At 68.1% G+C, this 26,479-nt stretch carries 26 protein-coding genes; 9 read left to right on the top strand and 17 right to left on the bottom strand.

Translation table 11 applies throughout. The annotated features are described in order from the left end of the window. Positions 1-88: 88 nt before the first annotated feature. The 8 genes from AC5L38_RS16850 to AC5L38_RS16815 all read right to left on the bottom strand — a co-directional run bounded on the left by AC5L38_RS16850 (position 89) and on the right by AC5L38_RS16815 (position 8,703). Positions 89-754 carry a response regulator gene (locus AC5L38_RS16850; protein WP_495243735.1) on the bottom strand — a complete coding sequence of 222 codons (666 nt, stop codon included), beginning with the start codon at positions 752-754 and terminating at the stop codon, positions 89-91. Continuing rightward, positions 751-2,031, bottom strand: a complete 1,281-nt coding sequence (locus AC5L38_RS16845; RefSeq protein ID WP_495243734.1) for a sensor histidine kinase — start codon at positions 2,029-2,031, stop codon at positions 751-753. Before AC5L38_RS16845 ends, AC5L38_RS16850 begins: the two co-directional genes overlap by 4 nt. Positions 2,032-2,105: 74 nt before the next feature. Beyond that, positions 2,106-2,891: an ABC transporter permease gene (locus AC5L38_RS16840; protein WP_495243733.1), complete on the bottom strand. Its 786-nt coding sequence runs from the start codon at positions 2,889-2,891 to the stop codon at positions 2,106-2,108. Positions 2,892-2,961: 70 nt separating this feature from the next. Further along, a complete protein-coding gene (locus AC5L38_RS16835; RefSeq protein ID WP_495243732.1) occupies positions 2,962-3,882 on the bottom strand; it encodes an ABC transporter ATP-binding protein in 921 nt (306 codons plus the stop codon). A 951-nt stretch (positions 3,883-4,833) separates the two neighbouring features. Beyond that, positions 4,834-5,319, bottom strand: coding sequence for a hypothetical protein (locus AC5L38_RS16830; RefSeq protein WP_495243731.1), 486 nt, complete (start codon positions 5,317-5,319; stop codon positions 4,834-4,836). Positions 5,320-5,534: 215 nt separating this feature from the next. Next, positions 5,535-6,755, bottom strand: coding sequence for a cellulose binding domain-containing protein (locus tag AC5L38_RS16825; RefSeq protein ID WP_495243730.1), 1,221 nt, complete (start codon positions 6,753-6,755; stop codon positions 5,535-5,537). Between the two features lie 539 nt (positions 6,756-7,294). After that, positions 7,295-8,230, bottom strand: coding sequence for a PaaX family transcriptional regulator (locus AC5L38_RS16820; RefSeq protein WP_495243729.1), 936 nt, complete (start codon positions 8,228-8,230; stop codon positions 7,295-7,297). A gap of 278 nt (positions 8,231-8,508) precedes the next feature. Next, positions 8,509-8,703 carry a hypothetical protein gene (locus AC5L38_RS16815; protein WP_495243728.1) on the bottom strand — a complete coding sequence of 65 codons (195 nt, stop codon included), beginning with the start codon at positions 8,701-8,703 and terminating at the stop codon, positions 8,509-8,511. 103 nt (positions 8,704-8,806) lie between these two features. On the opposite strand from AC5L38_RS16815, the gene fmdA reads away from it, so the two are divergent. Further along, the gene (gene fmdA, locus AC5L38_RS16810) at positions 8,807-10,063 is read left to right on the top strand and encodes a formamidase (RefSeq protein WP_495243727.1); all 1,257 of its coding nucleotides are present in this window, start codon (positions 8,807-8,809) and stop codon (positions 10,061-10,063) included. Between the two features lie 145 nt (positions 10,064-10,208). Here fmdA and AC5L38_RS16805 read toward each other — a convergent pair whose 3' ends face one another. From AC5L38_RS16805 to AC5L38_RS16790, 4 genes are all read right to left on the bottom strand, one after another. Beyond that, entirely contained in the window at positions 10,209-10,697 is a 489-nt protein-coding gene (locus AC5L38_RS16805; protein WP_495243726.1) for a barstar family protein, read from the bottom strand. A gap of 190 nt (positions 10,698-10,887) precedes the next feature. After that, positions 10,888-11,430, bottom strand: a complete 543-nt coding sequence (gene lepB, locus AC5L38_RS16800) for a signal peptidase I (protein ID WP_495243725.1) — start codon at positions 11,428-11,430, stop codon at positions 10,888-10,890. A 492-nt stretch (positions 11,431-11,922) separates the two neighbouring features. Continuing rightward, entirely contained in the window at positions 11,923-13,380 is a 1,458-nt protein-coding gene (locus AC5L38_RS16795) for an arabinofuranosidase catalytic domain-containing protein (RefSeq protein ID WP_495243724.1), read from the bottom strand. Between the two features lie 83 nt (positions 13,381-13,463). Beyond that, positions 13,464-15,527, bottom strand: a complete 2,064-nt coding sequence (locus AC5L38_RS16790) for a cellulase family glycosylhydrolase (protein ID WP_495243723.1) — start codon at positions 15,525-15,527, stop codon at positions 13,464-13,466. An 808-nt stretch (positions 15,528-16,335) separates the two neighbouring features. Here AC5L38_RS16790 and AC5L38_RS16785 point away from each other — a divergent pair. Then, on the top strand, positions 16,336-17,400 hold the full coding sequence (locus AC5L38_RS16785) for a LacI family DNA-binding transcriptional regulator (protein WP_495243722.1): 1,065 nt from the start codon (positions 16,336-16,338) through the stop codon (positions 17,398-17,400). A 175-nt stretch (positions 17,401-17,575) separates the two neighbouring features. Here AC5L38_RS16785 and AC5L38_RS16780 read toward each other — a convergent pair whose 3' ends face one another. Continuing rightward, entirely contained in the window at positions 17,576-18,136 is a 561-nt protein-coding gene (locus AC5L38_RS16780) for a hypothetical protein (RefSeq protein WP_495243721.1), read from the bottom strand. A gap of 268 nt (positions 18,137-18,404) precedes the next feature. Between AC5L38_RS16780 and AC5L38_RS16775 the strand changes: the two genes are divergently transcribed. Next, the gene (locus AC5L38_RS16775) at positions 18,405-19,334 is read left to right on the top strand and encodes a hypothetical protein (protein ID WP_495243720.1); all 930 of its coding nucleotides are present in this window, start codon (positions 18,405-18,407) and stop codon (positions 19,332-19,334) included. Positions 19,335-19,808: 474 nt separating this feature from the next. Here AC5L38_RS16775 and AC5L38_RS16770 read toward each other — a convergent pair whose 3' ends face one another. Continuing rightward, positions 19,809-20,216: a PIN domain-containing protein gene (locus AC5L38_RS16770; RefSeq protein ID WP_495243719.1), complete on the bottom strand. Its 408-nt coding sequence runs from the start codon at positions 20,214-20,216 to the stop codon at positions 19,809-19,811. Further along, a complete protein-coding gene (locus AC5L38_RS16765; protein ID WP_364213058.1) occupies positions 20,201-20,461 on the bottom strand; it encodes a type II toxin-antitoxin system Phd/YefM family antitoxin in 261 nt (86 codons plus the stop codon). Before AC5L38_RS16765 ends, AC5L38_RS16770 begins: the two co-directional genes overlap by 16 nt. On the opposite strand from AC5L38_RS16765, the gene AC5L38_RS16760 reads away from it, so the two are divergent. From AC5L38_RS16760 to AC5L38_RS16740, 5 genes are all read left to right on the top strand, one after another. After that, positions 20,442-20,750 carry a tyrosine-type recombinase/integrase gene (locus AC5L38_RS16760; protein WP_495243718.1) on the top strand — a complete coding sequence of 103 codons (309 nt, stop codon included), beginning with the start codon at positions 20,442-20,444 and terminating at the stop codon, positions 20,748-20,750. The two genes, AC5L38_RS16765 and AC5L38_RS16760, sit on opposite strands and share 20 nt — an antisense overlap. An 86-nt stretch (positions 20,751-20,836) precedes the next feature. Then, positions 20,837-21,130: a hypothetical protein gene (locus tag AC5L38_RS16755; RefSeq protein ID WP_495243717.1), complete on the top strand. Its 294-nt coding sequence runs from the start codon at positions 20,837-20,839 to the stop codon at positions 21,128-21,130. 313 nt (positions 21,131-21,443) lie between these two features. Then, positions 21,444-22,709 (top strand): IS110 family RNA-guided transposase, encoded by a 1,266-nt coding sequence (locus AC5L38_RS16750; RefSeq protein ID WP_495243716.1) that lies wholly within the window; start codon positions 21,444-21,446, stop codon positions 22,707-22,709. A gap of 331 nt (positions 22,710-23,040) precedes the next feature. Further along, positions 23,041-23,265, top strand: coding sequence for a type II toxin-antitoxin system VapB family antitoxin (locus AC5L38_RS16745; protein WP_329087211.1), 225 nt, complete (start codon positions 23,041-23,043; stop codon positions 23,263-23,265). Next, positions 23,262-23,663, top strand: coding sequence for a PIN domain nuclease (locus tag AC5L38_RS16740; protein ID WP_495243715.1), 402 nt, complete (start codon positions 23,262-23,264; stop codon positions 23,661-23,663). The genes AC5L38_RS16745 and AC5L38_RS16740 overlap by 4 nt, the downstream gene beginning before the upstream one ends. A gap of 330 nt (positions 23,664-23,993) precedes the next feature. On the opposite strand, the gene AC5L38_RS16735 is transcribed toward AC5L38_RS16740, so the two are convergent. Both AC5L38_RS16735 and AC5L38_RS16730 read right to left on the bottom strand, forming a co-directional pair. Beyond that, positions 23,994-24,275, bottom strand: coding sequence for a hypothetical protein (locus AC5L38_RS16735; RefSeq protein ID WP_495243714.1), 282 nt, complete (start codon positions 24,273-24,275; stop codon positions 23,994-23,996). A gap of 77 nt (positions 24,276-24,352) precedes the next feature. Then, positions 24,353-24,769: an NUDIX domain-containing protein gene (locus tag AC5L38_RS16730; RefSeq protein ID WP_495243713.1), complete on the bottom strand. Its 417-nt coding sequence runs from the start codon at positions 24,767-24,769 to the stop codon at positions 24,353-24,355. Between the two features lie 488 nt (positions 24,770-25,257). Here AC5L38_RS16730 and AC5L38_RS16725 point away from each other — a divergent pair, with 488 nt between their 5' ends. After that, positions 25,258-26,001, top strand: coding sequence for a tyrosine-type recombinase/integrase (locus AC5L38_RS16725; protein WP_495243712.1), 744 nt, complete (start codon positions 25,258-25,260; stop codon positions 25,999-26,001). The last annotated feature ends 478 nt before the right edge of the window (positions 26,002-26,479 follow it).

Raw genomic sequence — 26,479 nt, 5'->3', positions numbered from 1 at the left:
CGCGGCCGGCGAGTGGCGAGGCGAGCGGTCGTCACGGCACGGGCCCGCGTCTGTCGCGTGCGGCCTCAGGTGGATCGGGGAAGCCCTATCAGGACGGTTCCCGCGCTTCGGGGGTGAGCAGCCGCCGGTTGAACGCCTCGGCGACGGCGGCGGCGCGGTCTCCCACGCCGAGCTTGGCGTAGATGTTCAGGAGGTGGCTCTTGACCGTGGCCTCGGTGATGAACAGCCGGGCCGCCGTCTCGCGGTTGGTGTTCCCGGCCGCCACGAGCGCGAGGACCTCCAGTTCCCGCTGGCTGAGCAGTTGCGGGGCGGGTGTCCTGACCCGGTTCATCAGCCTTGCCGCCACCGACGGTGACAGGACGCTCTCGCCCCTGGCGGCGGCCCGCGCGCCTCGCAGCAGGTCCTCCCGGGGCGAGTCCTTGAGCAGGTAGCCGGTCGCGCCCGCCTCGATCGCCGGCAGCACGTGGGCGTCGTTGTCGTAGGTGGTCAGGACCAGCACGCGCGCGGTGACACCGAGCCTGGCCAGCTCGGTGATCGCGGTCAGCCCGTCCATGACCGGCATGCGCAGGTCCATCAGGATCACATCGGGCTTGAGCTCCCTGGCGAGCCGCACGGCCGCGGCGCCGTCCGGGGCCTCGCCCAGCACCTCGAATCCGGGCGCGGAGGCGAACATGCTGCTCAGCCCGTCCCTGACGATGGGGTGGTCGTCCGCGATCAGCAGCCGGATCGGGGACTCGGCCGTGCGGTCGGTCATGTGTGGCTCCCGGCCGGCGGGGTGGGGACGCAGGCCGAGACCCCGGTGCCGGCTCCGGGCTCGGACTCGATCCGCAGGCTTCCGGACAGCGCCTCGACGCGCTGTCGCATGATGGTCAGGCCGAACCCGCCGTCGCGGGACTCCGGTCGCGGCGCGCCGTTTCCGGCCGTGCCGGCTTCGAGATCCACGGGGTCGAAGCCCCGGCCGTCGTCACGCACGTCCAGCGCCACCTCGTTCTCCAGATAGGACAGCGTCACCCCGACCCTGGTCGCGCCCGCGTGCTTGGCCACGTTGGCGAGCGCCTCCTGTGCCGTGCGCAGCAGCGCGAACTCGGTCTCCGGCGCCATCTGCCGTACCGTACCGGTCGTCGTGACCTGGACGGCGAGCCCGTGCAGCGTCGACCAGCGGTTGACGACGTCGGCGAGCGCGTCGCTCAGGCGCGCGGTCTCCAGCGGCTCGGGCCGGAGCGCGTCGACCGAGCGCCGGGCCTCCGCCAGGCTCTCCCTCGCCAGCGTCTTCACCGCTTCGAAGGGGCGCTGCCACCGCGCCGGGACCTCGTGCATCTGCTCGGCGGCCTGGAGCTGCGTGATGATCCCGGTGAGCCCCTGCGCCAGGGTGTCGTGGATCTCGCGAGCCATCCGCCGGCGCTCGTCGAGGACCCCCGCCTCCCTGGCCTGGACGAGCAGCTGGGCGTGCAGGCCGGCGTTCTCTGCGAGTGTCGCCTCCAGCAACCTGTTCGTCCGGCTCAGCTCTTCGAGGGTCCGCTCGCGCCGTTCCTCCTCCTTCTCGGCGAACCGCAGGACCCAGGCGCAGCCGCACATCATCGCGACGTTGAAGGCGACGATGGTCACGTACAGCATCAGGCCGAGCGCGTCGGTCTTGGGGACGTCGGACGCCTGCGCCGTACCGGCCAGGACCGCCGCGGCGGTTATGCCCAGCAGCCGCCACGGCCAGCGCAGGACCGTGAAGGAGTAGATGTAGGCGGCGGGGGTGAAGAGCCCGAAAGCGGGGTGACGGGCCACCAGGACCGCGGTGATCACGAGCAGCCCCGCGACGAACACGCCCATGATCCGTGGCCGGTCCCACCAGCCGGGACGCAGGGTGAACATGCCGAGCATCCACGCGGCCGCCAGCCCGCACAGGCCGAGGTCGACGAGCAGGGAACCGCCCGCCCAGTCCTCCGCGACCACCAGGATCGCGACGAGGAGCACCAGCAGGGCGTACGGCACCACGTTGACCAGAAGGAACGGCGGCTGTCTCGAAGTCTTCCTGCTCAAGATTCCCTCTCCTCGCGAGATTCTATTCCCGGCGTCCATTTCCGGCGTTCGTCCCCGGTCTCCGTTCCCGGCGTCTACTCCCAGCGGAACCAGCGGACCGCGACGAACGCGCACACCGCCGCGTAGGCCGCCAGGGTCAGCAGCGGCGCGGCGGACGGGAAGTGACCCAGGTACGCGTCCTGGAACGCCCCCATGCCCGCGCCGAGCGGGGTGTAGGGGGCGATGTCCCGCAGCAGCGGCGGCATCTGCGAGATCGGCACCCAGAGCCCGGCGAAGAACATCATCGGGAAGAACATCACCGTGCCGATCGCCGTGGCCGGGCCACGGCCGGGCGCGAGCGCGGTGATCAGCAGGCCGATCGCGAGCAGCGCGGCCGCCGCGAGCAGCCAGGCGAGGGCGAAACCGGGAAGGTGCCGCGGCAGGTCGACGCCGAAGCCGAACCCGGCCACCGCGAGGAACAGGACCATCGCGACGACCGCGATGGCGAAGTTGGCCACGAGCTGGGCGGCGAGCACGCGGGCCGGGCCGACCGGCGTGGTCCGCATGCGCCGCAGCACGCCGTTCTCCCGGTATCCCGCGAGCGTGGTCGGAAGGGAGGCCGTGGCCAGGATGGCCAAATTGAACAGGATCAGAACAGGGACGTAGAGGTCGAAGTACGTCAGGCCGCCGCTGCCCTCCACGGGCTCCCGCAGGTCGGAGACGCTGCCGAGGATGATCAACAGGACCAGCGGGAAGCCGATGCCCCACAGGGGGGCGACCTTGTCCCGGACGCACAACGTGCTCTCGGCCTTGACGAGCCGCCACGTCGCGGAACCTCGCTCGGCGGTGACGGGGGGTGCGGTGGCACGCAGGGATGACATGGGTATGAGGTCCTCTCGCTGTGATGTGTTGCCGGGGGCCGGGGATTCGTTGCCGGGGGCCGGGGATTCGTTACCGGGAGCCGGGTTCGAGGCGCTTGCCGGTCAGCTGGACGAACGCGTCCTCCAGGCTCGCCTGCTCGACGCGCAGCTGTTCGGCCACGATCTGGCCGCGGGCCAGGACGGTGGTGACGGCGTTGAGCGCGTTCCCGTTGCCGGTGACGACGACCAGCTCACCCCGCCGGGTGACGCCGGAGACGTCGGGCAGGCTCGTCAGCAGCTCGTCGTCCATCGGCCTGGACGGGCGGAACTGGATCCGCTGCTCGATGCGCGCCCGCTCGGTCAGACCGGCCGGGGTGTCCACCATGACGACGCGGCCGGCGTCGATCAGCGCGAGCCGGTCGCACAGCCGCTCGGCCTCCTCCATGAAGTGGGTGACCAGCACGATCGTCACCCCGCGGGCGCGTACGCCCTCGATCAGGTCCCAGGTGTCGCGCCGGGCCTGCGGGTCGAGACCGGTGGTGAGCTCGTCGAGGATCGCCACCCGGGGGCTGCCGACGAGTGCCAGCGCGATGGAGAGCCGTTGTTTCTGGCCGCCGGACAGCTTGCCGTACCTGGTCTTCGCCTTGTCCGCCAGGCCGAGGCCGTCCAGCAGCGCGCGCCAGTCGGCGGGCCGGGGGTAGAAGGAGCTGTAGAGCTCCAGGGCCTCGGCGACCTGCAGCCGCTCGGGGAGGTGGCCGGCCTGCAGCTGGACGCCGAGCCGCCGGGTCAGCTCGGCGTGGTCCCTGCGGGGATCGAGCCCGAGCACCTTGATCTCGCCCCGGTCCGGCACGCGGAGGCCCTCGACGCACTCCACGGTCGTCGTCTTGCCCGCGCCGTTCGGGCCGAGGATGCCGAAGATCTCACCCTCCTGGACGGTGAGCGAGACGTCGTCGACGGCGACCTTGTCCTCGTATCGCTTGTGGAGGTTGCGTACCTCGATCACTGCTGGCATGAGCGTTTCCTCTCGGGCTTGGACCTCGGCGACCTGCTGTGTCCAGCCTTCTACGGCGGCGCTCGTTCCGACATTGACCGGTGGACGGGACCTGGCCGCCGGTCGGCGGGGAGATCGGCCCCACCGGGTGGTGGCCGCGATCAACCGATCGGCTGATCGCGGCCACCACCATGACCCCGCGGGATCCGCGGGCCGGATGGGTCAGCCGGCCAGGGCGGGGGCGTGGAGGAGGCCGTAACAGGCGGCCGGAGCACCGGTGGCGTGGGCCCGGTAACGATCCCCCGTACGACCAGTGCCACCATTCGGTGGGGTGGTTGACCAGGCCCACCGCGGTGAGGACCGAACCCAGCCGGTCCTCCCCGTGCCGGGGGCCGGGGGGCGGTTCCGGCTGACCCACCTGGCCGCGGCCGCGCTCGCGCACGAGGGTGACTCGGCGGTGTCCGTCGGGGACATCGCGCTCCCCGACCGCACGCGCGTCGGTCCCGGCGAGACCACGACCAGGGTGTGGCGGCTCAAGAACGCCGGGACCGTGCCGTGGAAGGGATACTCGTCGCCCCGCCTCGACCCCCACGAACCCGGGCAGTGCCAGCACGCCGTCCACAACAAGATCGTGTTGTCAGCCTGTCCGAAGGGCTCCCCGTACAGGCGTACGCGCCGCCTGACAGGTGGTTCGAGGCGAGCGGGACACGGGGCCCGCGACCGCGTAAGGCGGTGTCAGGGCAGGTCGACGTGGCGACCGTTCGGCCGGATCCCGTTTCGGCTCAGCCGGAGATTCCGGCGGAGGGGCCGGGGCCGGCGGCGTGTGATCACACAGGGCGGTGTCGTCGTACGCGACCTCTGTGCGCCACCGCACCGGACGTGACTCCGGAGCCGGAGCCAGGCACTCACACCACTCGTCCAGCCCTTGGTGCCGACGCCGGTTCCTCCTCTTCGGCAGGTCCGGGCCAAGTCTCATCGGAGCTGCCAGAGTCCTTCGTCCACGCGGACCTCGGGCAGCCACGGCACCGGTGCCGTGGCCGCGTGGAGCGTGAACAGGTCGTCTTCCTCTTCCATCGCGGCGCGGAGACGGCCACCGTCCGCCAGGATCACCGTCCACAGTCCCGGCGGTTCGGTGTCGCCGTACAACACGTGCACACCGAAGTTCGCGGCGAACCTTTCGGCGAACTCCCGGCGGCCCACCCGCTCGACGAGACGTCCCTCGACGCCGACGCAGAAACTCATCGCGAAGTGGCCGCGAACCTGCCGGTAGGTGCAGAACGCGGCGAACACCACGTCCTCCGGGACGTCCCGCAGGTCCTCGGCGACCCGGTCGGCGTGACCGACGAACAACTCGTGCCCGGCGATCCCGAAGCAGTCCAGCAGGAATCCCCGCAGCTCGTCCTCCGGAACGGGGTGGGACGACAGGCCGTCGTACCCCGTGGCCCGCGTCCTGATCACGAGGTCAGCCTATGCAACCCGTCGCCCACCACCGGCGTGCAGGCCTGGGCCGTCGGACCGTACCGGCTCGTCTCCCGTGGTCGCCGCCGGCGCCCCTCCCCCGGAGCGCCGGCCGCCGGCGCCGTACACCCACCGGGCGGCAGGACACCGACCGCCCCCGCGCGGTCCGTGATTGTCCGGCCCACCCTGGGCGGCCCCCGCCCCAGGCGAGTCGATCAGCCGGCGGTGCAGGTGACGGTGGCTCCGGCGCCGCTTCCGTTGGCCTGGAACCCGAAGTTGGTGCTCTGTCCCGCCGACAGCCGCCCGTTGTAGCTCTGGTTGGCGACGGTCACGGCGCCGCTGGTACCGGAGTTGACGCCGTTCCACAAGGAGGTGATCGTGGCTCCGCCGGGCAGGGTGAGGGCGACCCTCCAGCCGTTGATCGCGGTCCCGCCCGCGGTGACGTTGACGGCGGCGACGAACCCGCCGGCCCACTGATCCTGCACCGAGTAGGTCGCCGAGCAGCCCTGGGGCCCGCTCGGCGTCGGGGAGGGGGACGGGGTGGCGGTGGGCGTCGGGGTCGGGGTCGGGGTCGGGGTGGGGGTGGGGGTACCACCGTCGAGCGTGAGGTTCTTCTGCTGGACCTGCCACTGGGTGCCGCACAGGCCGCAGTTGGCGCCGACGAAGTTGGTGCCGGCCGTCGTGTCGCCCTTCAGCCGCCACTTGAGGTACAGCACCGCCACGCGGCCGAACTCGCCGCCGTTGGTCTGGCCGTAGGTGCCGCCGTGCCCTACGTTCAGATTGCCCATGAACGCGGGCAGCCCCGCCGGCAACTTGCCCCAGTCGTCGATGGCGTTCGGGTAGGCGATGTCACTGGGCCCGCCGATGAAGTAGGCGATCGGCTTCGTCAGCCGGCGGAGCTGGTAGTCGTCGGCGTCGTTCAGCAACCCGCTGCTGAAGATGGTGGTCGTGGTGATGCGTGAGTCGTTGGAGACGGCGTAGGCCTCCAGCCCCCCGCAGGAGAAGCCCCCTGCGGCGATCTTGCCGGTGTCGAGCTTGCCGTAGTACTTGCCGCCCTGGCGGCTGTTCTCCGCGACCGCCCAGTCGATGGACTGGGTGAGCATCTGGGACGTCGTCGAGCCGGAGGCGTTCGGGCCGCCGTTCGCGATGACCAGGAACCCGTGCGAGGCGATCTCGCGGAGGAAGTTCTGCTGCGACAATCCGTTGGCGGAGCAGCCTCCGTTGCCCCATACGTAAACGGGAAGCCTCTCGGACGGGAGGGTTCCGGGCCGGTAGATGGTGTGGTTGGGCAGGCCGGTGGAGGTCTCGTAACCAGCCGGGTAGGGACCCGTGTCGGCGACCGCCGCGCTCGGCGTCATGGTGAGCGCCACTATTCCGGCACCGACCGTGGCGACCACGGCCGCCAGTGCCGCGCTGATGATCGAGCATTTTCTCATTTCGCCCTCCAAGGGTGTCAAGACAGCGCTCCATGTCCGATGTGGCGTGCGCGGCGCACGCCGACGGAACCCGGCGCGGCCGGGCCGATCGGCGCCGACCGAATCTGGAGGTCGACATGGCGGACCATCGACTACAAGTCGCGCTCGTGTCAGGCGGAACGGGCCGACGAGAGCAACGTGCAGTTACTATCACTGCGGTGATAAAAAGTGTCAAGCAAGCGTGACCCGGCCGGTTGAGCGGTGAGCGCGCGGACCGCGAACGCCTTTGACGCACCCGGCTCCGGGCGGGGGCCGGCCGGCCGGCCACTCGAAGCTCCGGGACGGCACCACCGACCCCCTGCCCGGCGCCGGGAGGACGCACCGGCGCGGGCGGCTCCGGCGCAGGTCAGAAAGCTCCGGCACGGGCCACGACGCCTGGCCGGCCTGACGCTCCGGCGAGATCTCGGCGGGCGGCGGCCGGCCGGGAAGCCGACGCGCCGCGGCCGTCACGAAACGCGCCCCGGCGGCCGGGCGGTCGTTCGAGCGAATGAAAGTTTCTCTCAACCGTCCTCGTCGGCCGGGGCCGACACGGAGTTCTCCGACGCCTGGAAATGGGTGATCCAGGACGCGGCCTCCGGCCAGTACGGTGTCGCGACCTGGATGAGCCGCGCCTCGGCGAGCGAGCCGAGAGCGGAATGGATCTCCAGCATGAGGTCCCTGGCAGCTTGGCGGGGCCACGGTGCCGGCAGGAGGTGCTCGGGGAGGTTCGGGTCGATGTCGGGGAACTTCCGCCAGGAGTCCATGACGGAGGTCCGGGCCACCAGCGCCCGGGGCGCGTCGACCTCCCCGTCGCGGACGGCGACCAGCAGGTCCGAGTACCGCGCGATGAAAGCCTCGTAGGCCGCGGCGAGACCGGCCAGATCGTAGGCGGCGGCCGGGCCGTGCGGGCCGGTCTCCTCGTCGAAACAGGCGCGCATCACCGACCACCGGCTACCGTCGACGTCGTCCAGGATGTCGTGCAGCGCCCGAGTCACCGGACCGGAGTCGGATCCGGGCCGGATCCACACGCTGTCGTACAGCCGCGCGAAACCCAGCGACCCCAGAGCCCTGCGGACCGCGTGCCGTGGGGCCTGGCCGGACTGGGGGATCGAGAAGGAGACGGTCACCCAGTCGCCGGTCCACCGCGGCGGGCGTGCGCCGAAGCCCAGGAAATGGTCCATCCGGGAGCGATGCCTGGCGATCGCCTGAGGCGTGAGGTGGTACACGGGCGGGCGGCCGGATCCGCGCACGGCGATCAGGCCACGCTTGGTCAGCCGGGACAGCGCGGCCCGCGCGCTGGACTCGCTGATGCCGAACTCCCCGAGCATCGCGACCACCGCCCCCGACGGAAGGTCGGCGTCCGAGGAGTCGAGATACTCACCGAGCAGGGTCGTCAGCAGGTGCTGCGGGTTGGGGCCGACCTGCGTCCGCGGGGCCGCGACATCGTCCGAAGACACATGGACACTCACGTCATCAGCTTGCCCCACGGCAACGCTCCTGCCGAACGATTCCGGGCTCGCGCCCTCGCTCTTTCCCCTGGTGACCGTGAGCTCGGCGATCTACCTCGCCGTGCGAGCAAGTTGGCGGAAGCAAGATGGACCGCATCGCATTCATACATTGAATTGCGGATACATCCGACTCTGAGCCTGTTTCCCGAGTTCACGTCGGCGGAGAGGGTCGCGACCGGGAAACCCATTTCGGATCCACGCGAAGGGCGCGCTATGGCGGTGTATGTCTATCGGTGCCCGTGCTGCCCTGCGATCGAGGTCACCCTTCCGATCGGCACCGCACCCGCCGCGGTGCCGTGCCCCGGCTGCGGCGCGACCTCGGCTCGGGTGTTCTCGGCGCCGATGCTCACGCGTACTCCGGCCGCCCTGTCCAGCCGGTTGGAGCGCGCGGAGCGCAGCGCCTTCGAGCCCGAGGTCGTCACGTCCCCCCCTCGGCGCCGTGCCGGAGGCACGGCGGTCGTCCATCCCGCCACCGGCCGCCTGCCGCGGCCGTGACCGTCTCGCAGCGCCGAAAGGAGTCCAGCCGTGCCGGAGCTGATTTTCCCGCTCGACTCGAAGAGGAAGTTCACCGACCAGGCCAAGATCGGTCACAACCGCTGGCACCCCGCGATCCCGCCCGTGGCACGGGTCAAACCCGGCGACAGCTTCCGGGTCCACTGCCGGGAGTGGTTCGACGGCGCGATCCACAACGACGACTCCGCCGAGGACATCCGTGACGCCCCGCTGACGACGGTGCACGCGCTCAGCGGCCCGTTCGCGGTCGAGGGGGCCGAGCCGGGCGACCTGCTGGTCGTGGACATCCTCGACCTGGGGCCCATCCCCCAGGAGGACAGCGGCCCGCTGGCCGGCCAGGGCTGGGGTTACACCGGGATCTTCCCCACCCGCAACGGCGGCGGGTTCCTCACCGAACAGTTCCCGGACGCCTACAAGGCGATCTGGGACTTCTCCGGCCAGACTGCTACATCACGTCATATCCCAGCGGTGTCGTTCACCGGCATCACCCACCCGGGGCTCATGGGCACCGCGCCGTCGGCGGCGCTGCTGTCGAGATGGAACGCGCGGGAATCGGCGCTGATAGCGACGGATCCTCGGAGAGTGCCGCCGCTGGCCCTGCCTCCCGAGCCTCGGGACGCCGTCCTCGGCTCCGTCTCCCCGTCCGAGTTCGACCGGGTCGCGGCCGAGGCGGCCCGCACCGCGCCGCCGCGGGAGAACGGCGGCAACCAGGACATCAAGAACCTCACCCGGGGCTCCCGCGTTTTCTACCCGGTGTACGTCCCCGGCGCGAACCTGTCGGTCGGCGACCTGCACTTCTCGCAGGGCGACGGCGAGATCACCTTTTGCGGTGCCATCGAGATGGGCGGCTTCGTCGACCTGCGGGTCGAGGTCATCAAGGACGGCATGGAAACGTACCGCGTCGGCGAGAACGCCGTCTTCATGCCGGGCCGCACCGACCCCCAATACAGCGAGTGGCTCGCCTTCTCCGGGGTGTCCGTCACCCTGGACGGGGAGCAGCGCTATCTCGACTCGCAGCTGGCCTACCAGCGTGCCTGCCTGCACGCGATCGACTACCTGACGGCGTTCGGCTACAGCCCCGAGCAGGCGTATCTGCTGCTCGGGGCCGCGCCGATCGAGGGCCGGCTGTCGGGGGTGGTGGACATCCCCAACTCCTGCGCCACCGTCTACCTGCCAACCGCGATCTTCGACTTCGACGTCCGGCCCGGCGCGTCCGGCCCGTTCCGCGTGCCACAGGGCACCGGCACACCGCACGCCGGCTTCGACTGAGAACCGCCGCCCGTCCTGCCGGCCCCTGAGATCGGGCATTCACGCGGCTCAACGCCTCGGACAACGGCGGACGCGCGAACCTCGGCACCGGTTACGACGACGCCGGATCGGCCCGCAAGACGGCGAACATCCGGGCGGCGGAGGATCACCTCAGCACGACATCCACCCTCTTCTCCTCGAAGACGGTGCGGATGACATCGAAGCAGGTCGCGTCGGCACCCGCTCCCTCGAACGGGAAGGCGAGAGATTCCCGAGCGATATGCGAATGGTGCCAGACCAGGGTGAAGGGCGCCTCCGCCCCGAAGTGCCCGCACAGACAGTCGTCCAGCGCGTCGAGATTCCAACCGAAGTAACCGCCCGGCCCGTTGACCGCTTCCCCGATCGCCAGGTAGAAGCTCGCCTTGTCGGTGACGTGCGTTCCGTCGAGATCGTAGACGCGTCCCGACGGGCGATCGGGGTGACCTGTCCGCCGGCGGCTGTTGTGGAAGACGACGGTCAGCCACTCTTCCCTGTCCGCCCCCGTGTAGCCGGCCCACTGGTTGATCCTGTCGGGCCTGGCCGTACGCCAGCGCTCCCAGAGGTGCCGCGTACGAGAGGAGGGGACGTCATCCCCGCAGCGGGCGACCAGGTCCACCCGTTCACGGCCGCATCGAGCATCCGGGACGCACCCGGCCCAGCGGTGGCGCTCGGACCCGTGAAGCACTCAAGGACTTCGCGGTGTCAACACCACCGGCTCCGGCCGTCCACGGAAGTGCTCACGAGTACTTCGTAGTCGCCGCCGCACTCCTCTCCCGTCGCGTCCTCGAACGCCTCATGGGCGGGTCCTACCGCGCGGTGCCGACGTCGATGACTCCGATGACGTCGAACACGGGGACGGTGCCGTCAACCCCCGCGCGGTGATGGCTGCGCGAGTCGATGGAGACGTCGCGGTTGTCGCCCTGGACCCAGACACGCCCCTCCGGGACGACTACCGGCTCGAAGGTGAAATTCGAAGCCTGTTCGTCGGTCACGTACGGTTCATCCACCGGCTCGCCGTCAACGACCATCCGATGCCGCGGATCGCAGCAACCGACCGTGTTCCCTGGAACGCCGATGATTCTCTTGATCATGTAGCCGCCACTGCCGCCCCACGACTTCGGGGGCAGAAAGGCGATGACGTCCCCCGCCCTGGGGGTGTACGTCCCGTCGGTCACCGTGCCGGTGACCACGTCACCCTTCTTGAGCGTGGGCATCATCGCCTCGCTCGATTCGCGGTAGGACTCTCTTCCGGTCGCCTTGGAAATCAACGGCTCAGGTATGACCGAGCACGCGGAAACCCCCGCGACCACGAACGAAACGATCAGGATATGCAGCCCGCGAAACACCATCAGAGCATTATCCGGGCTGAACATCACTTCGATGACTCGCGTCTCGTTGCGATCTTGTAGCAGGTGTCCGAGCTCGTTCCGCTCCGGCGAACACCCCTGGTGGTGGTCAGGCGACCTGGGCGGCCCTGTGGATGCCGGGACCGCTGTGGTCGAGGCCGATCTCCGCTCGGAACGCCGGAACCCGCTGTCGTCGAGCACGGCGAGAAACACCCCGGCCGTGATCGGCCCTGGGCGTTCGTGCTGCTCAGCTGCTGCGGCCAGGGGGTCGAACCACCAGCCTTCCGCTTTCCAGGCGGAGCGATCACCCTGGCCGGGTAGCGGAGACCGTGGTCAGAGGGTGGTGAACGGTGACCACGGGCCCGGCGGCGAGAAGGATCTCGCCGCCGGGCCTGTCACAGCCTTCGCCACCGCGAAGGCCGGCGCGGGCAGGTCCGTACGGAGTCCGGTGCGGCCAGGTCCGTACGGAGTCCGGGCCTTCCGCCTGCCGGCGGGTCAGCCGCGCAGGGTCCAGCGCTGGTTGGCCTGGCCGTTGCAGGACCAGAGGATGAGCTTCGTGCCGTTGGCGGTGCCGGCGGCGTTGGCGTCGAGGCACTTGCCGGACTGCACGCCGGTGACGGTGCCGTCGGCGTTGACGTTCCACTGCTGGTTGGTGCCGCCGTTGCAGTCCCAGATGATCACCTGGGTGCCGTTGGCGGTGCCCTGCCCGAAGGCGTCCAGGCACTTGTTGCCGTACACCTGCAACTGCCTGCCGGAGGTGTGGGTCCAGCGCTGGTTGGTGCCGCTGCCGCAGTCCCACAGCTGCGTCTGGGTGCCGTTGGTAGTGCTGTTGTTCGGCACGTCGAGGCACCGGCTGGACTGGCCGCCCACGATCTGGACGTTCTGCCGCGAGTTGCCACCGGTCGTCGGCGCGTAGGCCGCGGCGGCGATGTTGGCCTGGACGGCGTTCTCGGTCTCGGCCGTCGGATAGCCGGAGGTCATCACTCCCTCGTAGAACGTGCCGCGGGCGCCGTTGCTGTTGTCGCCGCCGATGCCGAGCAGGATGGCGCCCTCCTTCTTCATCGGGTGATAGCCGTTGGGGCGCCGCCCGTCGAAGTAGGTGGTCAGGCCGCCCGACTGGGCGTTGCCGCCCCGGATCGCCCAGTGGTTCGGCTCGCCCTTGACGATGGCGGTGACGAAGCGGTGGTTGATGGGCGGCATGGGGTTGTATCGCGCGTTGATCCCGCTGAACAGTCCCCACTCCATGTCGGCCATGATCCAGGGGCCGGCTCCGTCGCCGTAGCCCCACCAGTTGTTGTTGCCGAAGTAGATGGCCTCCATGATGCCGATGTCGTCGGCCTGTCCGTTCGTCTGGGCGTTGCCGTAGTCGAAGCAGCACCCTCCGTTGTAGTGCGTGCCGTCGAGGACGGCGTACATTCCCTCGGGCTGGTCGCCGGTCGCCACGCCGTTGGTGGTGTTGTTGCGGTAGCCGGTGCCCGGAGCGATGTAGACGCCGTAGGCCTTGCTGCCGCCGACGGTGATCGGGGCCGCTTTGGCGTCGGCGAGGTTGTCCGATCCGCCGGGACCGGGGCCGGGTACGGCGCCGCCGGGCCCCTGGGTGAGGCGGTTGTTTCGGCCGGACTGGTCGTGGATGACGGTGATGACGCAGTTGGTGCCGGAGCAGAACGAGTCCTGGGCGGCGGCGTCGGCCACACCGCCGGCGCTCAGCACGCCGATGTCGCGAGTGGTGTTGTCCGAGGAACGTCTGACCTGGTACAGCGGGCCGTTGTAGGTGCCGTACAGCGCCCGGGTGGTGCTGTGCGCCGCCACGCACGGCGTCCCGCCCGAGGCGTAGATGTCACACGGGCCGGTGGTGGCGGCCTGAGCCGTACCGCCGCCGCCGGTCAGGCAGGCTGCGGCGATCAACACGCTCGCACCGGCCGCGAACACCCTTCTCGAACCTGCGAGGGACATGATGCCTCCTTGTCGGACCGCACACCGGTGACGGTGCCGCGCGAAGAAGCGCGGCATCCGTCACGGTGGTCGCCGGATGGTGGTCAGGTGGTGGCGCCGGTCACCGTCGTGCCGGACTTGGTGACGTAATAGGTGATCTGCTTCCCACTCCAGAAGTGGAAGGTGAGCGTGACGCGACCGTCGTTGACCTCGGCGAAGAACTCGGGCTTCATGATGATGGTGCCGGCGCCGTAGTCGGGCTGGAAGTTCTGCCAGAACTCCTTGTAGGTGGTCCAGTTGGCCGGTCCGGCCGGGCTGCCGTCGGCGTACCTGGCTTCCATGGTGGCGAGCTGGTCACCGCGGAACTGGGTGGGAATGGCGAACGAGGTCGTCGTCCCGCTCGCGGCGGCCTGGGTCGGCGTGCCGGAGGAGATGACGCTTATCCGCCAGGGCACGCCCTGGGAGAACCGTGCCTCGATGGTGGCGTTGACCCCGTGGGCCCGGTCGCCGGCCAGGCGGGTGAGGGCGGCCGAGGTGAGGGTCAGCGTGGTGCCCGACACGGTGTAGTCGCTGCCCTGGCTCAGCGGGGTGCCGTTCTGGCGCAGGCCCTGGAACGTGGTGCCGTTGAGGTTGAGGGTGAGCGTCCGGCCGGCGATCGTGCCGCTGGAGGGAACGTACACCTGATCGGTGGAGGCGGTGCCGGAACGCGTGGTCCAGCTCGCCTTCATCATGTCGAACACGCCCTGGTCACGCCATCGCAGTTCGTTCCTGTTCAGGAACTGACCGGCGTCCCAGACCATGGTGGTGAGGTCGCGGGTGCGGGCGTGATAACCCACGGCCTCCAGGAACTTCAGGAACTCCCCGCGCTCGATGATGCCGGGACGGGTGTGGTCCCAGCTGAGCAGTGCCCACTCCCCGATGATCACCGGGATGCCGCGGGAGACGAAGGCGGTACGCACCCGGTCGAACCCGGCGGTGAGGTCCTGTTCGACATTGCTGTCGTATCTGGTGCCGCCCGCGATGTTCACGCTGAACGGCCACCAGCCGTAGAAATGGACCGTCGCGGCGAGGTTGGGATCGCGCAACGCGCTGAAGGTCGCGGCCAGCGCGTCCACCCGGCCCTGTTCGCTGCTGGTGTGCAGCGTGGGCAGGACCAGGACGCGGGTGGCGTTGGCGCCGCCCGTCTGGCGGACGAGCCGGACGAACTCGGTGTTGAGGGTGTTCAGCAGCTGGTCGCCCTGCTCGTCGCCGGAGGTGCCGGTGAACTGCGGCTCGTTGACGCTCTCGAACAGCAGTTTCGGCGAGTGGTCGCGGAAGGAGCCGGCGAGCTGGCGCCACAGCGCGGTGTAGCGGTTCGTCACCGTCGCCGAGTCGGACGGGTAGGTGTTGATCCACTGCCAGGAGTCGTGGTGAAGGTTGATCAGCACGTAGAAGTCCTCGGCCAGGGACCAGTCGACGACCTGGCGGACGCGGTTCAGCCACGCGGCGTCGATGGTGTGGTCGGGGGCCGGACCGTGGTGGTTGCTCCAGGTGATCGGGATTCGGATGCTCTTGTACCCCTGCGACCGTACGTGGCGCAGCAGCGCCTGCGTGGTGAGCGGGTTGCCCCATGCCGTCTCGTCGGGGATGGCGTCGAAGGTGTTGCCGAGATTCCAGCCCGGCTGCATGGCGGCCACGGTCTCCATCGCGGTCGTCGGAGTCGGTGTCGGGGTCGGGGTCGGGCTGGGTGAAGGTGAGGGGCCGACCACCTTTCCCGTGCACGTGACACCGTTGAGCGTGAAGGACCCGGGCGCGGTGTTGGCGCCCGTCCACGATCCGTTGAAACCCAGGGAGACGGTCGCGTTCGTGGCGATGGCCGCGTTCCAGCTCGTGTTCGCCGCGGTGACCTGCGCGCCGGAGGAGGTGACCGTGCTGTTCCACGCCTGGGTCACCCGCTGGCCCGACGGGAAGGTCCAGGCGAGCCTCCAGCCGTTGATCGGGTCACCGAGATTGGTGACGTCGAGGTTGGCGGTGAACCCGCCCGGCCACTGCGTGGAGACGGTGTAGACGACACCGCAGCCGGCCACCGCCCGCGCGTTCACGGCCGTCATCGTTCCCACGGTCAGCAACGCGATGACGATGCCCGCGATCGCGCCGATCCGTTGGCGGACCTTCCGTAAGCTGTGCATTTCTCACTCCCTTGGGCGCGTCGCCCTTTCGACCGCGCCGATCGGCTGCCCTTGGAAAACGACGTCGGGCGAACGTGTTGATGAGGGAATGCGCGTGGCGGGTGCCGACGCGGCTTCAGGCCCGTTCCGGCCGGCGGAGGCGCTGGTCACGGCGCCCGGGACGAGACCTCGCGAACGGGAGCCGTGTCGTGGTGTCGTTCTCGCCGCTCGCACGCGGCACCGACGTGAACAATCTGCTCTCCCATCGCCGAGGCGCGGCCTGCGGCCCGATCCCGAACACCGGGCCGGGTCGATGGAAACTTTCTATCGATTGGCGCGAAACATAATGTAGTGAGGGAGAGAATCGCCGCCAACCACGCTGATACAGCCCGGCCGGATGATCCTGAGATCGAAAAGACCGCCGCCCCTTCGAGCCAGGTCAGCGAAGCGAGCGCGAAAAACGTCGAGAAACTTTCTTGGTTCTCAGGATGAATCTTTCAGAGAAGTGGCTCCGGTACGACCACGGCCGCGGGAGCGCGACCCGCGGAAACGCATCGGACCCGCGGCGCCTGCGATGTGCCTGATCGAGCATCCGCCGGACCGCCGAGGAGCGACCGCCCCGTGCCCGGCACCGTCGAAACCCCCGGTGTGCCGCGTCCGGCGTGCGACGGCGTCGGTGTCCTGCGCCAGAATGTGAGGATCTGACACCCGCCGGCGGAAGACCGGCGACTGCCGCACCGGATCCACAGCTTGTACGTACGCAGCGATCGACGTCGTTCACCGGCGTCCCTCATCGAAGTTCTTCGCGCCAAAACGAAAAGGGGCCCAGGTGTCACATGACGAGCCGGGCGGACCGGCCACCGACGCGACACGACAGAAGGGCGACCCGTCCCGTCCCGTGACCATCTCCTACATCGCCGAGAGCGCCGGGGTGTCGATACCGACCGTTTCCAAAGTCATCAACGGCCGCTCCGGCGTCGCCGCCGACACCCGCGCTCGCGTCGAGGCCCTGATCACGGAGTACGGCTACCGCAGGAGCAATCGCAAGAACGTGCTGGAACTCGTCTTCGGCCAGCTCGAGGACATGTGGGGAATGGAGATCATCCGCGGCGTGGAGCGGGTGGCCCGCGAGCAGCGCGTGGGCGTGATGCTGACCGAGTTCGGCCCGCGTCACGATCCGCTGAACCATTCGATCGACGACACGGTCGCGCGCCGGCCGGCCTGTGTGGTGACGGTCGCGCAGTTGTCGCAGGAGCAGCGCGACCAGCTGAGCGCCAAGAACATCCCGTTCGTGGTCTTCGACCCCACCGGCGAACTGCCGGACGGCGTGCCGTTCGTGGGCGCCACCAACTGGGCCGGCGGCCGTTCGGCCACCCGTCACCTGATCGAGCTGGGACATCGTCGCGTCGCGATGATCGCCGGCCCGGACAAGGTCCTGTGCTGCCGTGCCAGGCTCGACGGCTACCGCTCCGCGCTGGAGGCCGTGGGCCTGCCGGTCGACCCGGCTCTGATCGTGCGCGCCGACCTCACCCTGCAGGACGGGCGCGTGGCCGCGCTCGACCTGCTCGGCGCGGCCGACCGGCCGACGGCGATCTTCGCGTGCAACGACCTGCAGGCGCTCGGGGTGTACCAGGCCGCCCGCGAGCTGGGCCTGCGCATTCCCGCCGACCTGAGCGTGGTCGGCTTCGACGACCTGCCCGTCACCGCCCTCGTCGACCCCCCGCTCACCACCGTCCATCAGCCGCTCACCGAGATGGCCGCCGCCGCCACCGAACTCGCGCTGGCCCTGGGACGCGGCGAGGAGCCGACGCAGGTCGGTCTCGAACTCGCCACCACTCTCACGATCCGGGAGAGCACGGCAAGATTGGCCGACGAGCGGCCGACCGGGACGTGACCCGCGTCGCCGTACACAGAACCACAGGGCCCGGCACCGACGCCCACACAGCCCTCGCCATGACTCCACCGCGACGTATGCGTGTCCACAGCCATGGGACGCGCATCAACCCAGGACGCACGTCCGCGTACGAACACCGGATCCGGTTTTCCCTTGCTTGTCGACCCGACCAGGGTCACCCCGCCGTGCTCTGCCGCAGATCCCTCACCACGACCGAGCCGACCGGGGGACGTCCCGCGCACCACTCGCCATGCAGGTCCAGATCCTCGAGCGAGGTGGCGATCGCCGCGCCCGGAACGAAGTACGAGGAATCAAGCTCGTACGTCACCAGCGTTCCGTCTCCTACGGGAGCGGCGATCGCCCGTGGAGGGGCCAAGGGCCGCGTGCCGGCCAGCTCCTGGCGATGGCCGCGCCCCTCCGCCCACACCTCGATGACCGTATGTGTGCTCAGCGCTGCCGCGGCGGCCTGATGGCACCTTCGCCGATCGAGGAGTGACCCGACACCGTCCAGCCTGGGCACGCCCTGCTCGTCTGTTTCGCGGATCTGATCGTCGACGACGGTGAATCGCAGATCGCCGATGATCTCGACGCTCGTCTTCCGGTGTTCGCCGTCCTGGAGATGGAGTGCGTCCGTCATCAGAGCGGCCAGGATCCTGGTCGGCAGATCCGGATGCCGCTGACCGACTCCGAAATACATCGCCGGGCGTTTACGAACGACATCGTCCCCGCTCAGCACCGTGATATCCGCGGCTGAGTAGCGCCGTCGCCCCATGGTGTCCGCCTCCGCCGACATGAGAACCGGCCAAGCCGGCTCACCGAACCTAAGGCACGTCGAAGCCGCCGGCAATCCTGGCGCGGTTCACCCCTTCGGCCGGTCTGCTTCGGGTGGTACGTGGTCGTCTGACGCTTCACAGGGGGTCTCGTACCTCATATCTCATTCACCCGGTCCCCGCATAAGGATGAGAAAGGCGAACCGATCGGCCGGGAAGCGACGTCTATGAACCATGAAGCTTTCCACGTCGATCGGGCTCGGCCTCGCGGCGGCCGGAGTGTGCGGGGCGGCCGTGGTCCTCTCGGGAGCGATCAGCGAGCCGCCACCCGTACCGGCCACCTGCCCGCAACGCTGGGACAGCGACCACATCGGCGGCTGGGTGCCGGCCGCCGCCGACATCGACGGGGTGGAGAAGTCGCTCGTCCCCGGTTCACCGGTGAAGGCCCTCATCTGCGCCTACCCCGGGAGGGACAACGCGCATTCGGGCGGTGAGCGGCTGGCCGGTTCGCGGACACTGACGGACCAGGCGACGGCGATGGCCCGCGACCTCGCCTACCTCCCGGTGACCACCACCCCCAGGGGCCGTCCATGCTCGCTGATGGGAGGACCGATGACCAACTACCTCATTCGGTTCGCCTACCCCGACGGCCGTGCCCTGTGGGTGGGCAGCGCCGAGGAGGTCAACCGCTGCGTGCGGACCACCAACGGCACGGCCGACAGCAACTCGTACGTCGGGCCCGCCATCACCACCGCCTACAAGGACGGGATCTGGAAGCCCGTACCGCCGGAGGACCCCTGCCGGGGCCCCGGTGACCGCCGGGGGCAGGACGAGCTGATGGTTCCCGGACGCCCCGGCCGCCTCACCATGTGCAGGGACGCCACGTACTCAAGGCCGCCCTACCGCAAGCGGCACAACAGGGACATCGCCCGCGCGCTGGCCGCGACACTGAACTCCCTGGACACCGTGCCGAGCGACAACACCTGCAAAGGACTCGGAGGCGCTCCGGAACGCCACATCCGGCTCATATTCGACTATCCACAGGGACCCGCCGCCGCGGTGAGCATCTCGATGAACTGCGCCCCCGCCATCAACAACGGCCTGCTCCAGGCCGACCTGGACGATCACGTCCGCGATCAGATCCTCCGCCTCGCCCCACCCTGACCATCCTGAGCGCGCGGCGACCGCCACAATGCCCTTACCCGGTGCTTCACAGGTTGTCGCCGAGCGGGCCGCCGTGGTCGCGGGGCAAACCGACGGACACGACACGGCCTGGTCCTCCCGTCCTGGCGCGGTACCCCATCGGCGAAATTGGGGAGCCATCCGCAAGGCCGCCCGTGGAGACATGCGCTTTCACGACCTCCGGCACACCTGCGTGACCCTGCTGCTCAACCTTTGTTGTGGTCAGGAGCGGGGTCGAACCGCAGACCCTCCGCTTTTCGGGCGGAGCGACCACCTTGTTCCTCTCGACGGACACAAGGTCAGAAGATGGAAAAGGCCACGTCCAAGCACAACCGTCGCCAACTCCGCGCCTTCCTCCCTCACAACCCACGCGGAGAAACCGACGTTCCTACCACCGACGAGCTTGATGAGACGGTTGACCACCGTGAACGTTATCGGCAAGATCACCGTCGACGTTCAGCGGGGAACGACCTGCGCCCGGACTCCGGGCAGGTCGTCGAACGCGGCGGACGAATCCATCGTGATCACGATTCTGGCGGTGGCGGCCGCCGTCGCGGCAATCAGCAAATCGTACGCTCCCCGCGTCTTTCCCGACCGGCGCACATGTGCCATGAGACGGGCGTGGACCCTGGCGACGTCCACCGTGTACTCCTCGACCGGAATCAACGCCAGAACCTCATCCACGAAAGCCTGTCGCCCTGGGCGGCGCGCCTCATCCGCCAGCTCCACGCCGACGAGCAGCTCGGCCACAGTGATCGCGGCGACCGCCACATCGTCGGCATCCCCGATCACCGCGTCCACGGAGGCCTTGCCCTGCTCCGCCGCGATCAGTACGCCCGTGTCCAGGATCAGGCGTCGGGCCACGTGCTCCTCATCTCGTCGTCGACGGCCTCCCGGGCCGCTGCGACATCGGCCTCGAAATCGGCGTCCAGCGTCCCCGCGGCTCTGGCCAGGAAGGCTTTGACCATACGTCCCGGCGCCGTGGGCGCGGGACCGATCACCGCGATCCGCTTACCTCCCCGAGTGACCACGATCGTCTCCCCTCGCTCCGCCTCGTCCAGAACGACCGCGAAGCTTCGAGATGCCTCAGTGGCAGTCATCACCTTCATGAAATCAGACTATCTGATTTTTGGCGGGGACTCGTTGATCGTTCTTACCGGCCTTTGGGCCCCTGGATCACAGACGAACGAGGCGCGCGACTTTTCTTGTATCCGCGAGGCCGCCGGCTTCGGGGACATGCGCTTTCACGACCTCCGACAGACCTGTGTGACCGTGCTGCTCGACCTCGGCGTCCCGCCCAAGGTCGTCCGCGACATCGTCGGCCACAGCGACATCGAAGTGACCATGACCATCTACGCCCATGTCACTCTCGACGACAAGCACAACGTCTTCGGCTGACATCGCACATACGTGGATGAAGCGCCCCGAAGGTCACCTCCGGGACGCTTCATTGCTTGCCCTCGTCAATAGAGCCACTTTTCGCAATGGCGATGCCTGGTCGGCTCTGGTTCCTCACCGCGCAGCAATGCAAGTCGTACGCGCTGCCGGGCCTTGCGCTCCGCCAGGCTGGCATCTTCACCGATGCCCGAATAAGACCCGCCCATATCGTGCCTGTAGCGGCGACCATCCTGCTCCTGCAAGCGAAGCGGCATTGTGTTGTCCGTCCTGCTCACGTTCTCATGATCCTGCGTTTGGGCGGGATCGTCCAGGACACGAAAAACCTGAGGTTCGAAGCAGCAGAGACGTTGCTGTCACTGGAGATCAAAAGCCCCGAATGATAGTCGCTCGGGGCGTTTGTGCTGCTCAGTTACTGCTCAGTTGCAGTGGGCGGGGTCGGACCGCCGCCCTTCCGCTTTTCAGTCTTTGATGTGGCTGCGCGCACGCCCTGCGGGCATGAAAATCGGGGGTGGTTGCCCGCCGACGTCGAGGCCGCCTGGTGCCTGGTCGAGGCCGGTTTTCAGTCTGACGCCGGGAGCCGCCCAAGGGGCCCTGAACTGTCGCTTCGAGCACGAGAGCCCGGCTCTTGATCCTTCCCCTACCGGCTCCCCGGGCAACCATCCCTGCCCATCACGGAGGAGATGAGGGACACCTGTGCAGGAAAGCGATGAGCCACTGGAGTTGGTGGAGCGGGTCGCGGCGATCGACATCGGCAAGAGCGGCCTGGTGGTGTGCGTGCGCGTCCCCCACGACGACAAACCCGCACGGCGCCGCCAAGAGGTACGCGAGTACACCACGCTGACCGCCTCCCTGCTCGCCCTGGCCGACTGGCTGCGCTGCCAAGCCGTCACCCTGGTGGCGATGGAGGCCACCTCCGACTACTGGAAGCCGGTCTACCACCTGCTGGAAGCCGAGGGATTCACCTGCTGGCTGCTGAACGCCAAGCACGTCAAGAACGTCCCCGGCCGCCCGAAAACCGACAAGCTGGACGCGGTGTGGCTGGCCAAGGTCGTCGAGCGTGGCATGTGCCGGCCCAGCCTGGTCCACCCCAAGCCGATCCGCCAGCTACGCGACCTGACCCGCTATCGGCGCAGCCTGGTGCGCGAGCGCACCCGCGAAAAGCAGCGCGTGGAAAAGCTGCTGGAAGACGCGCAGATCAAGCTGTCCAGCGTGATCAGCGACATCTTCGGCGTCTCCGGCCGCGAGATGCTGGCCGCATTGATCGGCGGACAACGTGATCCCAAGATGCTGGCCGCGATGGCACGCGGCCCGATGCGCTCGAAGATCCCCTTACTGCACGAAGCACTCACCGGCCACTTCACCGACGAGCACGGCTTCCTATGTCAGATGATGACCGATCGAGTCGATGACCTCACCGCTCGGATCGAGGCCGTGTCCCGCCGGATCGAGGACAAGATCGCCCCGTATGCCGCCGCGGTCGCTCAACTCGACGAGATCATCGGTGTCGGCACCATCGCCGCCCAAGAACTCATCGCCGAGATCGGCATCGACATGAGCCGCTTCCCCACCGCCGGCCACCTGGCCTCCTGGGCCAAGTTCGCGCCCATCGACAACAACTCCGCCGGCAAGAAGAAGGGCGGCTCCACCGGCAAGGGCAATCCCTGGCTCGGCGCCACCCTCGGCGAGATCGTCGCAGCCACCTCCCGCTCCAACACCTTCCTGGGCGAGCGCTACCGGCGACTGTCCAGACGCCGCGGGCGAAAACGCGCCATCGTCGCCGTCGGCAACTCCGTCCTCACCATCGTCTGGCATCTGCTGTCCAACCCCGAGGCCCGCTACCGCGACCTGGGCCCCGACTTCTACCAATCGCGTATCGCCACCAGACGGCGCGAACACGACCTCGTCCGCCAGCTCGAACGCCTCACCGGCAAAACCGTCACCCTGCAACCAACCGCCTGACCCCAATTCCCGCCCAGCAGACCCTGCCCCGACATCACTGGCCAGGGTTCGCTGCCGCCTGCCCACTAACGCACCGATTTTCGAGCCAGGCGGACCGATCACCCTGGTCAAGTAGCGAGGACCGTGGTCAGAGGGCGATGGACGGTGGTCGAAGTGAGCCCGTGTGTGGAGACGTTGCTGTCAGGACTGCCGTCACCCTCGGCAACCGACAACCCTCGACCTCATAGCAGGAACCTGATCCTCCTTTTCGCGCGTTCAAGTTGCGAACAACGTCTCCAGATCAACATCGCTGATATACTAATCTCAGTTCGTATATACAGGTGGGGGCATCATGACCAAGACCCTGATCGACCTCGATGACGAGGCCCTGGCGGAGGCCGCGAAGCTGCTCGGCACCTCGTCCAAGAAAGACACGGTCAACGCCGCCCTACGAGAGATCATCGATCGACGCAAGCGGGCCGCGGCCGTGGCTCGCATGCGCGAGATGGTGGCTGAAGGTGAGATCGACTTCTCAGCCATCGACAAGGGTGACAGCGCGCACCAGGCCGTGGCGTGACAGAGCTCTATCTCATGGATACCAGCGCCCTGGTCCGCTTCTATCGCGGCCAGGTCGGGACAGAATGGGACCAGGCGGTCTCTGCCGGGCTCGTAGGCATCTGCGAGCCGGTCAGGCAGGAGTACCTCCGAGCTGTCGGCGGCCGACCAGCCTTCTACGAAGCCGGCAATCTGCTCCAGGAGACCTTCCCGTACTACGTCACCCCCGAATCGGCCTGGGACGAGACGAGCGGGCTGCAGCGCGATCTCGCCGACAAGGGATGGCACCAGAGCGCCTCTCCGGTCGATCTCCTCATGGCGGTGACGGCTCGGCATCACAAGCTCACCGTTCTGCATGCCGACGCCGACTTCGACACCATCTCCCGCCTGACCGGACAACCGACGCGCTGGATCAGCTGACGCGCCGACAGAAGATCTCAGGGGTTCTTAAGCACGCCTTGTCCGGTCGGGCCGGTCGGCTCAGGAAGCAAATCGGGTCAGATCCTCGAAATGCCATCCCCTGTTGTTTAACCTAAAGCAACGACATGCACACCTAAAGCCATAATTGGCAGTGGGGGTGAGCAACAGTGTCGATGCGCCCTGGGGATTGAATCGGCGCCACCGCTTTACTCAAGCACCCATTGGCAGTTGCCGAGGCGGCCGGAACAGGGCAGGCCTACTCGCCAACGATGGCCATCGTCACGATCGTCCCGTCTCGCCCTACTTCATCAAAAAGGAGTCGTTCGCCCCCTAGCTCATTGAAATATGACGGAGAAGGTGCGGGTTCACCCGTTCATGGCCGAGCGATGAGGGCAGCCAGTCGATGATCTCGCCCATCCAGAACTCCGCGAGCCGATTCCCCGCCGTATCAAGCATCCGCAGCGCACCCGGTCTCAGCGGATTCCTCCGGCGGTAGCGCTTGGACCCGCTGAGGTAGTCGCGCAGCCGCTGGAAGGGGAGACACCTGGCTTCGTTCGCGAGATTAGGCGCCAGCTGTTCGTGACTTTCGGCGCCACGTTGCCGACGCCGCATGCCGAGATGTTCGTGAGAACCGGCACCGCTTGTAGATCTTGCCCATCGGTGGCGCCGGCGGTAGCTCCGGAGCGACGTCACGTGACGAGCACTGCGGTGAGCATTGAGAGATACGACTCATGGGCGAGACGCAGGTTGTCGAGGTCGGACGTCTCGAACCACGCCACAGCGTCGTGCTCGTCCGGCGCGGCGTTGACGGGTGTTCCGGTCCACCTGTCGACCAACCAGATCTGCATGTCGAACGTCGCGGCCCGGATCTCATGCATCGGCGGGCTGGACGGCTCCGATGCCGTGATCCCCAACTCCTCCCGAAGCTCGCGGACAAGGCTCTTTTTCGGATCCTCCCCCTTTTCAACATGACCGCCCGGCAGGTCCCACACGTCGGGATACCAACGGCGTCCGGCGCTTCGATGACACAGCAACACCCGATCGCCGTCGCGAAGAACGGCCGTCACAATCCGGACCGGACCGGAGTCGTCAACGGATATCGTCATCGGCACATTCTGACTCATTCGGATCTGCCGCGGACAAGGCGCGTCCCGCCTCCGACACCCGTCACCGTGCGTGAGCGGTGCGCTGGCCGACGACAGACGTATCCCGCCCCCACCGAGGGGTGACGCCCAAACCCACGAACATCGAGATCGGCGAGATGCCCGCTGGTGCCGAAACTCAGCGACATCTGGTGCCGGAACTCACGAGCAAAGCCAGACACCCCAGGATTTCGACGGTCCCAAGCTCGTCGTCCTCCGGCGCCTCGACGAAGACGCCCTCGGCATCAAGTCAGGAGCCACAGATTTGCTTATCTGCGTCAATCAGCAGAAACTTCGGCTGGACATCATCCACGTGTCTCACGCTCACCGGTAATCGAACGACGTTGCTGTCATCCGGCTGTTCATCACCCGGCCCCGTGCCGAGTGCCAGTGTTGCAAGCACGGCTGGGACGCCTCCCGGGAGACTCCCGCCTGCTGCGCGATCAAGGACGGTGAGTGCTGCGAGTCCAGGCTGTCGATTCGCATGGTCCAGTCCGTGCACGCCGTACTCCGCGGTACGAGAGGAGATCATCCCGCGCAACGCGGCGAAGCTCGTCAAGGTCCCGGTTCCCAAGTACACGGTCAACCGCGGCCTGACCGTCCCTCAGTCCCGCCTGGTCCTCAAGGCCGCCCACGAGCACCGGCTGTCCGCTCTCTACGTCCTGGCGCTCTGTCTCGGGTTGCGGCGCGGGGAGCTGCTCGGGCTGCGCTGGGTGGACATCGACCTCGACGGCGCGAAACTCGAAGTGATCCAGACCCTTCAGCGTGTCGAGGGCCGTCTTCAGTTCGTCCGGCCCAAGACCAACGACTCCGAGCGAACCGTCCCGCTCCCCTCCATCTGCGTGGAAGCACTCCGGGTGCATCGCAAGCAGCAGTTCGCCGAGCGCTCCGACCGCTGGGACGACTGGGAGGAACACGGCCTGGTCTTCCCGTCCCGGCGCGGGACCCCGATGGAGCCGGACAACCTCCGGCGAAGCTGGGGAGCCATTCGCAAGGCTGCCGGCCTCGGGGACATGCGCTTTCACGACCTCCGACACACCTGCGTGACCCTGCTGCTCAACCTCGGCGTCCCGCCCCAGGTCGTCCGCGACATCGTCGGCCACAGCGACATCGAAGTGACCATGACCATCTACGCCCACGTCTCCCTCGACGACAAGCGCAACGCCCTCGGCAAACTCGGCGACGCGCTCGCATAGAACAGGAGCCCTACTCCGACGCCTCGGCTTTGGCCGAGGCGTCTTGTCGTTCTCAAGCTCTTTAGCGACAACTGTCAATAGAAGTCGCTGATGTGGCGCCAGATCAAAGCCGACTCACTTACGATGAGGCCAAGTGCACACAAAGTGGGAACCGCTTCCTCTTCGTCACTCGCAGGTGTCGGGATGTCCGTCACCTGAAGAATGACGGGAGTGAGGAGGTAACGTCGGTGGCTCGCCATCGGAAAAAATCCCACAATGTGTGGACACGGTGGTTGCCGGATCTTGATGCTGTCACAGCGATAGTCACTCTGCTCGCAGGGTTGGCTACCGTGACCGCGACGGTGATCTCACTTTACAAGTGAGATTGAACGGGCAGCCCCGGGCCAGTTACGGCCTCGCGACAAGCGAGTCGTCCTGGTCCCGGATCAGGGTAAGCGTCACCGCTTACCCGAACTCGCACACGGGCTTGAGATCTCAG

Source organism: Streptosporangium nanhuense (genome assembly GCF_059358815.1).
Note: the sequence above shows the minus strand (reverse complement) of the source record. Positions and strands in the feature narration are given on the sequence as shown.

Coding starts and splice junctions, on each gene's coding strand:
- AC5L38_RS16850 (WP_495243735.1), bottom strand. CDS start 754: ATGACCGACCGCACGGCCGAGTCCCCGATCCGGCTGCTGATCGCGGAC.
- AC5L38_RS16840 (WP_495243733.1), bottom strand. CDS start 2,891: ATGTCATCCCTGCGTGCCACCGCACCCCCCGTCACCGCCGAGCGAGGT.
- AC5L38_RS16835 (WP_495243732.1), bottom strand. CDS start 3,882: ATGCCAGCAGTGATCGAGGTACGCAACCTCCACAAGCGATACGAGGAC.
- AC5L38_RS16825 (WP_495243730.1), bottom strand. CDS start 6,755: ATGAGAAAATGCTCGATCATCAGCGCGGCACTGGCGGCCGTGGTCGCC.
- lepB (WP_495243725.1), bottom strand. CDS start 11,430: ATGGTGTTTCGCGGGCTGCATATCCTGATCGTTTCGTTCGTGGTCGCG.
- AC5L38_RS16795 (WP_495243724.1), bottom strand. CDS start 13,380: ATGTCCCTCGCAGGTTCGAGAAGGGTGTTCGCGGCCGGTGCGAGCGTG.
- AC5L38_RS16790 (WP_495243723.1), bottom strand. CDS start 15,527: ATGCACAGCTTACGGAAGGTCCGCCAACGGATCGGCGCGATCGCGGGC.
- AC5L38_RS16775 (WP_495243720.1), top strand. CDS start 18,405: ATGAAGCTTTCCACGTCGATCGGGCTCGGCCTCGCGGCGGCCGGAGTG.
- AC5L38_RS16765 (WP_364213058.1), bottom strand. CDS start 20,461: ATGAAGGTGATGACTGCCACTGAGGCATCTCGAAGCTTCGCGGTCGTT.
- AC5L38_RS16755 (WP_495243717.1), top strand. CDS start 20,837: ATGGCGATGCCTGGTCGGCTCTGGTTCCTCACCGCGCAGCAATGCAAG.
- AC5L38_RS16745 (WP_329087211.1), top strand. CDS start 23,041: ATGACCAAGACCCTGATCGACCTCGATGACGAGGCCCTGGCGGAGGCC.
- AC5L38_RS16735 (WP_495243714.1), bottom strand. CDS start 24,275: ATGCGGCGTCGGCAACGTGGCGCCGAAAGTCACGAACAGCTGGCGCCT.
- AC5L38_RS16730 (WP_495243713.1), bottom strand. CDS start 24,769: ATGACGATATCCGTTGACGACTCCGGTCCGGTCCGGATTGTGACGGCC.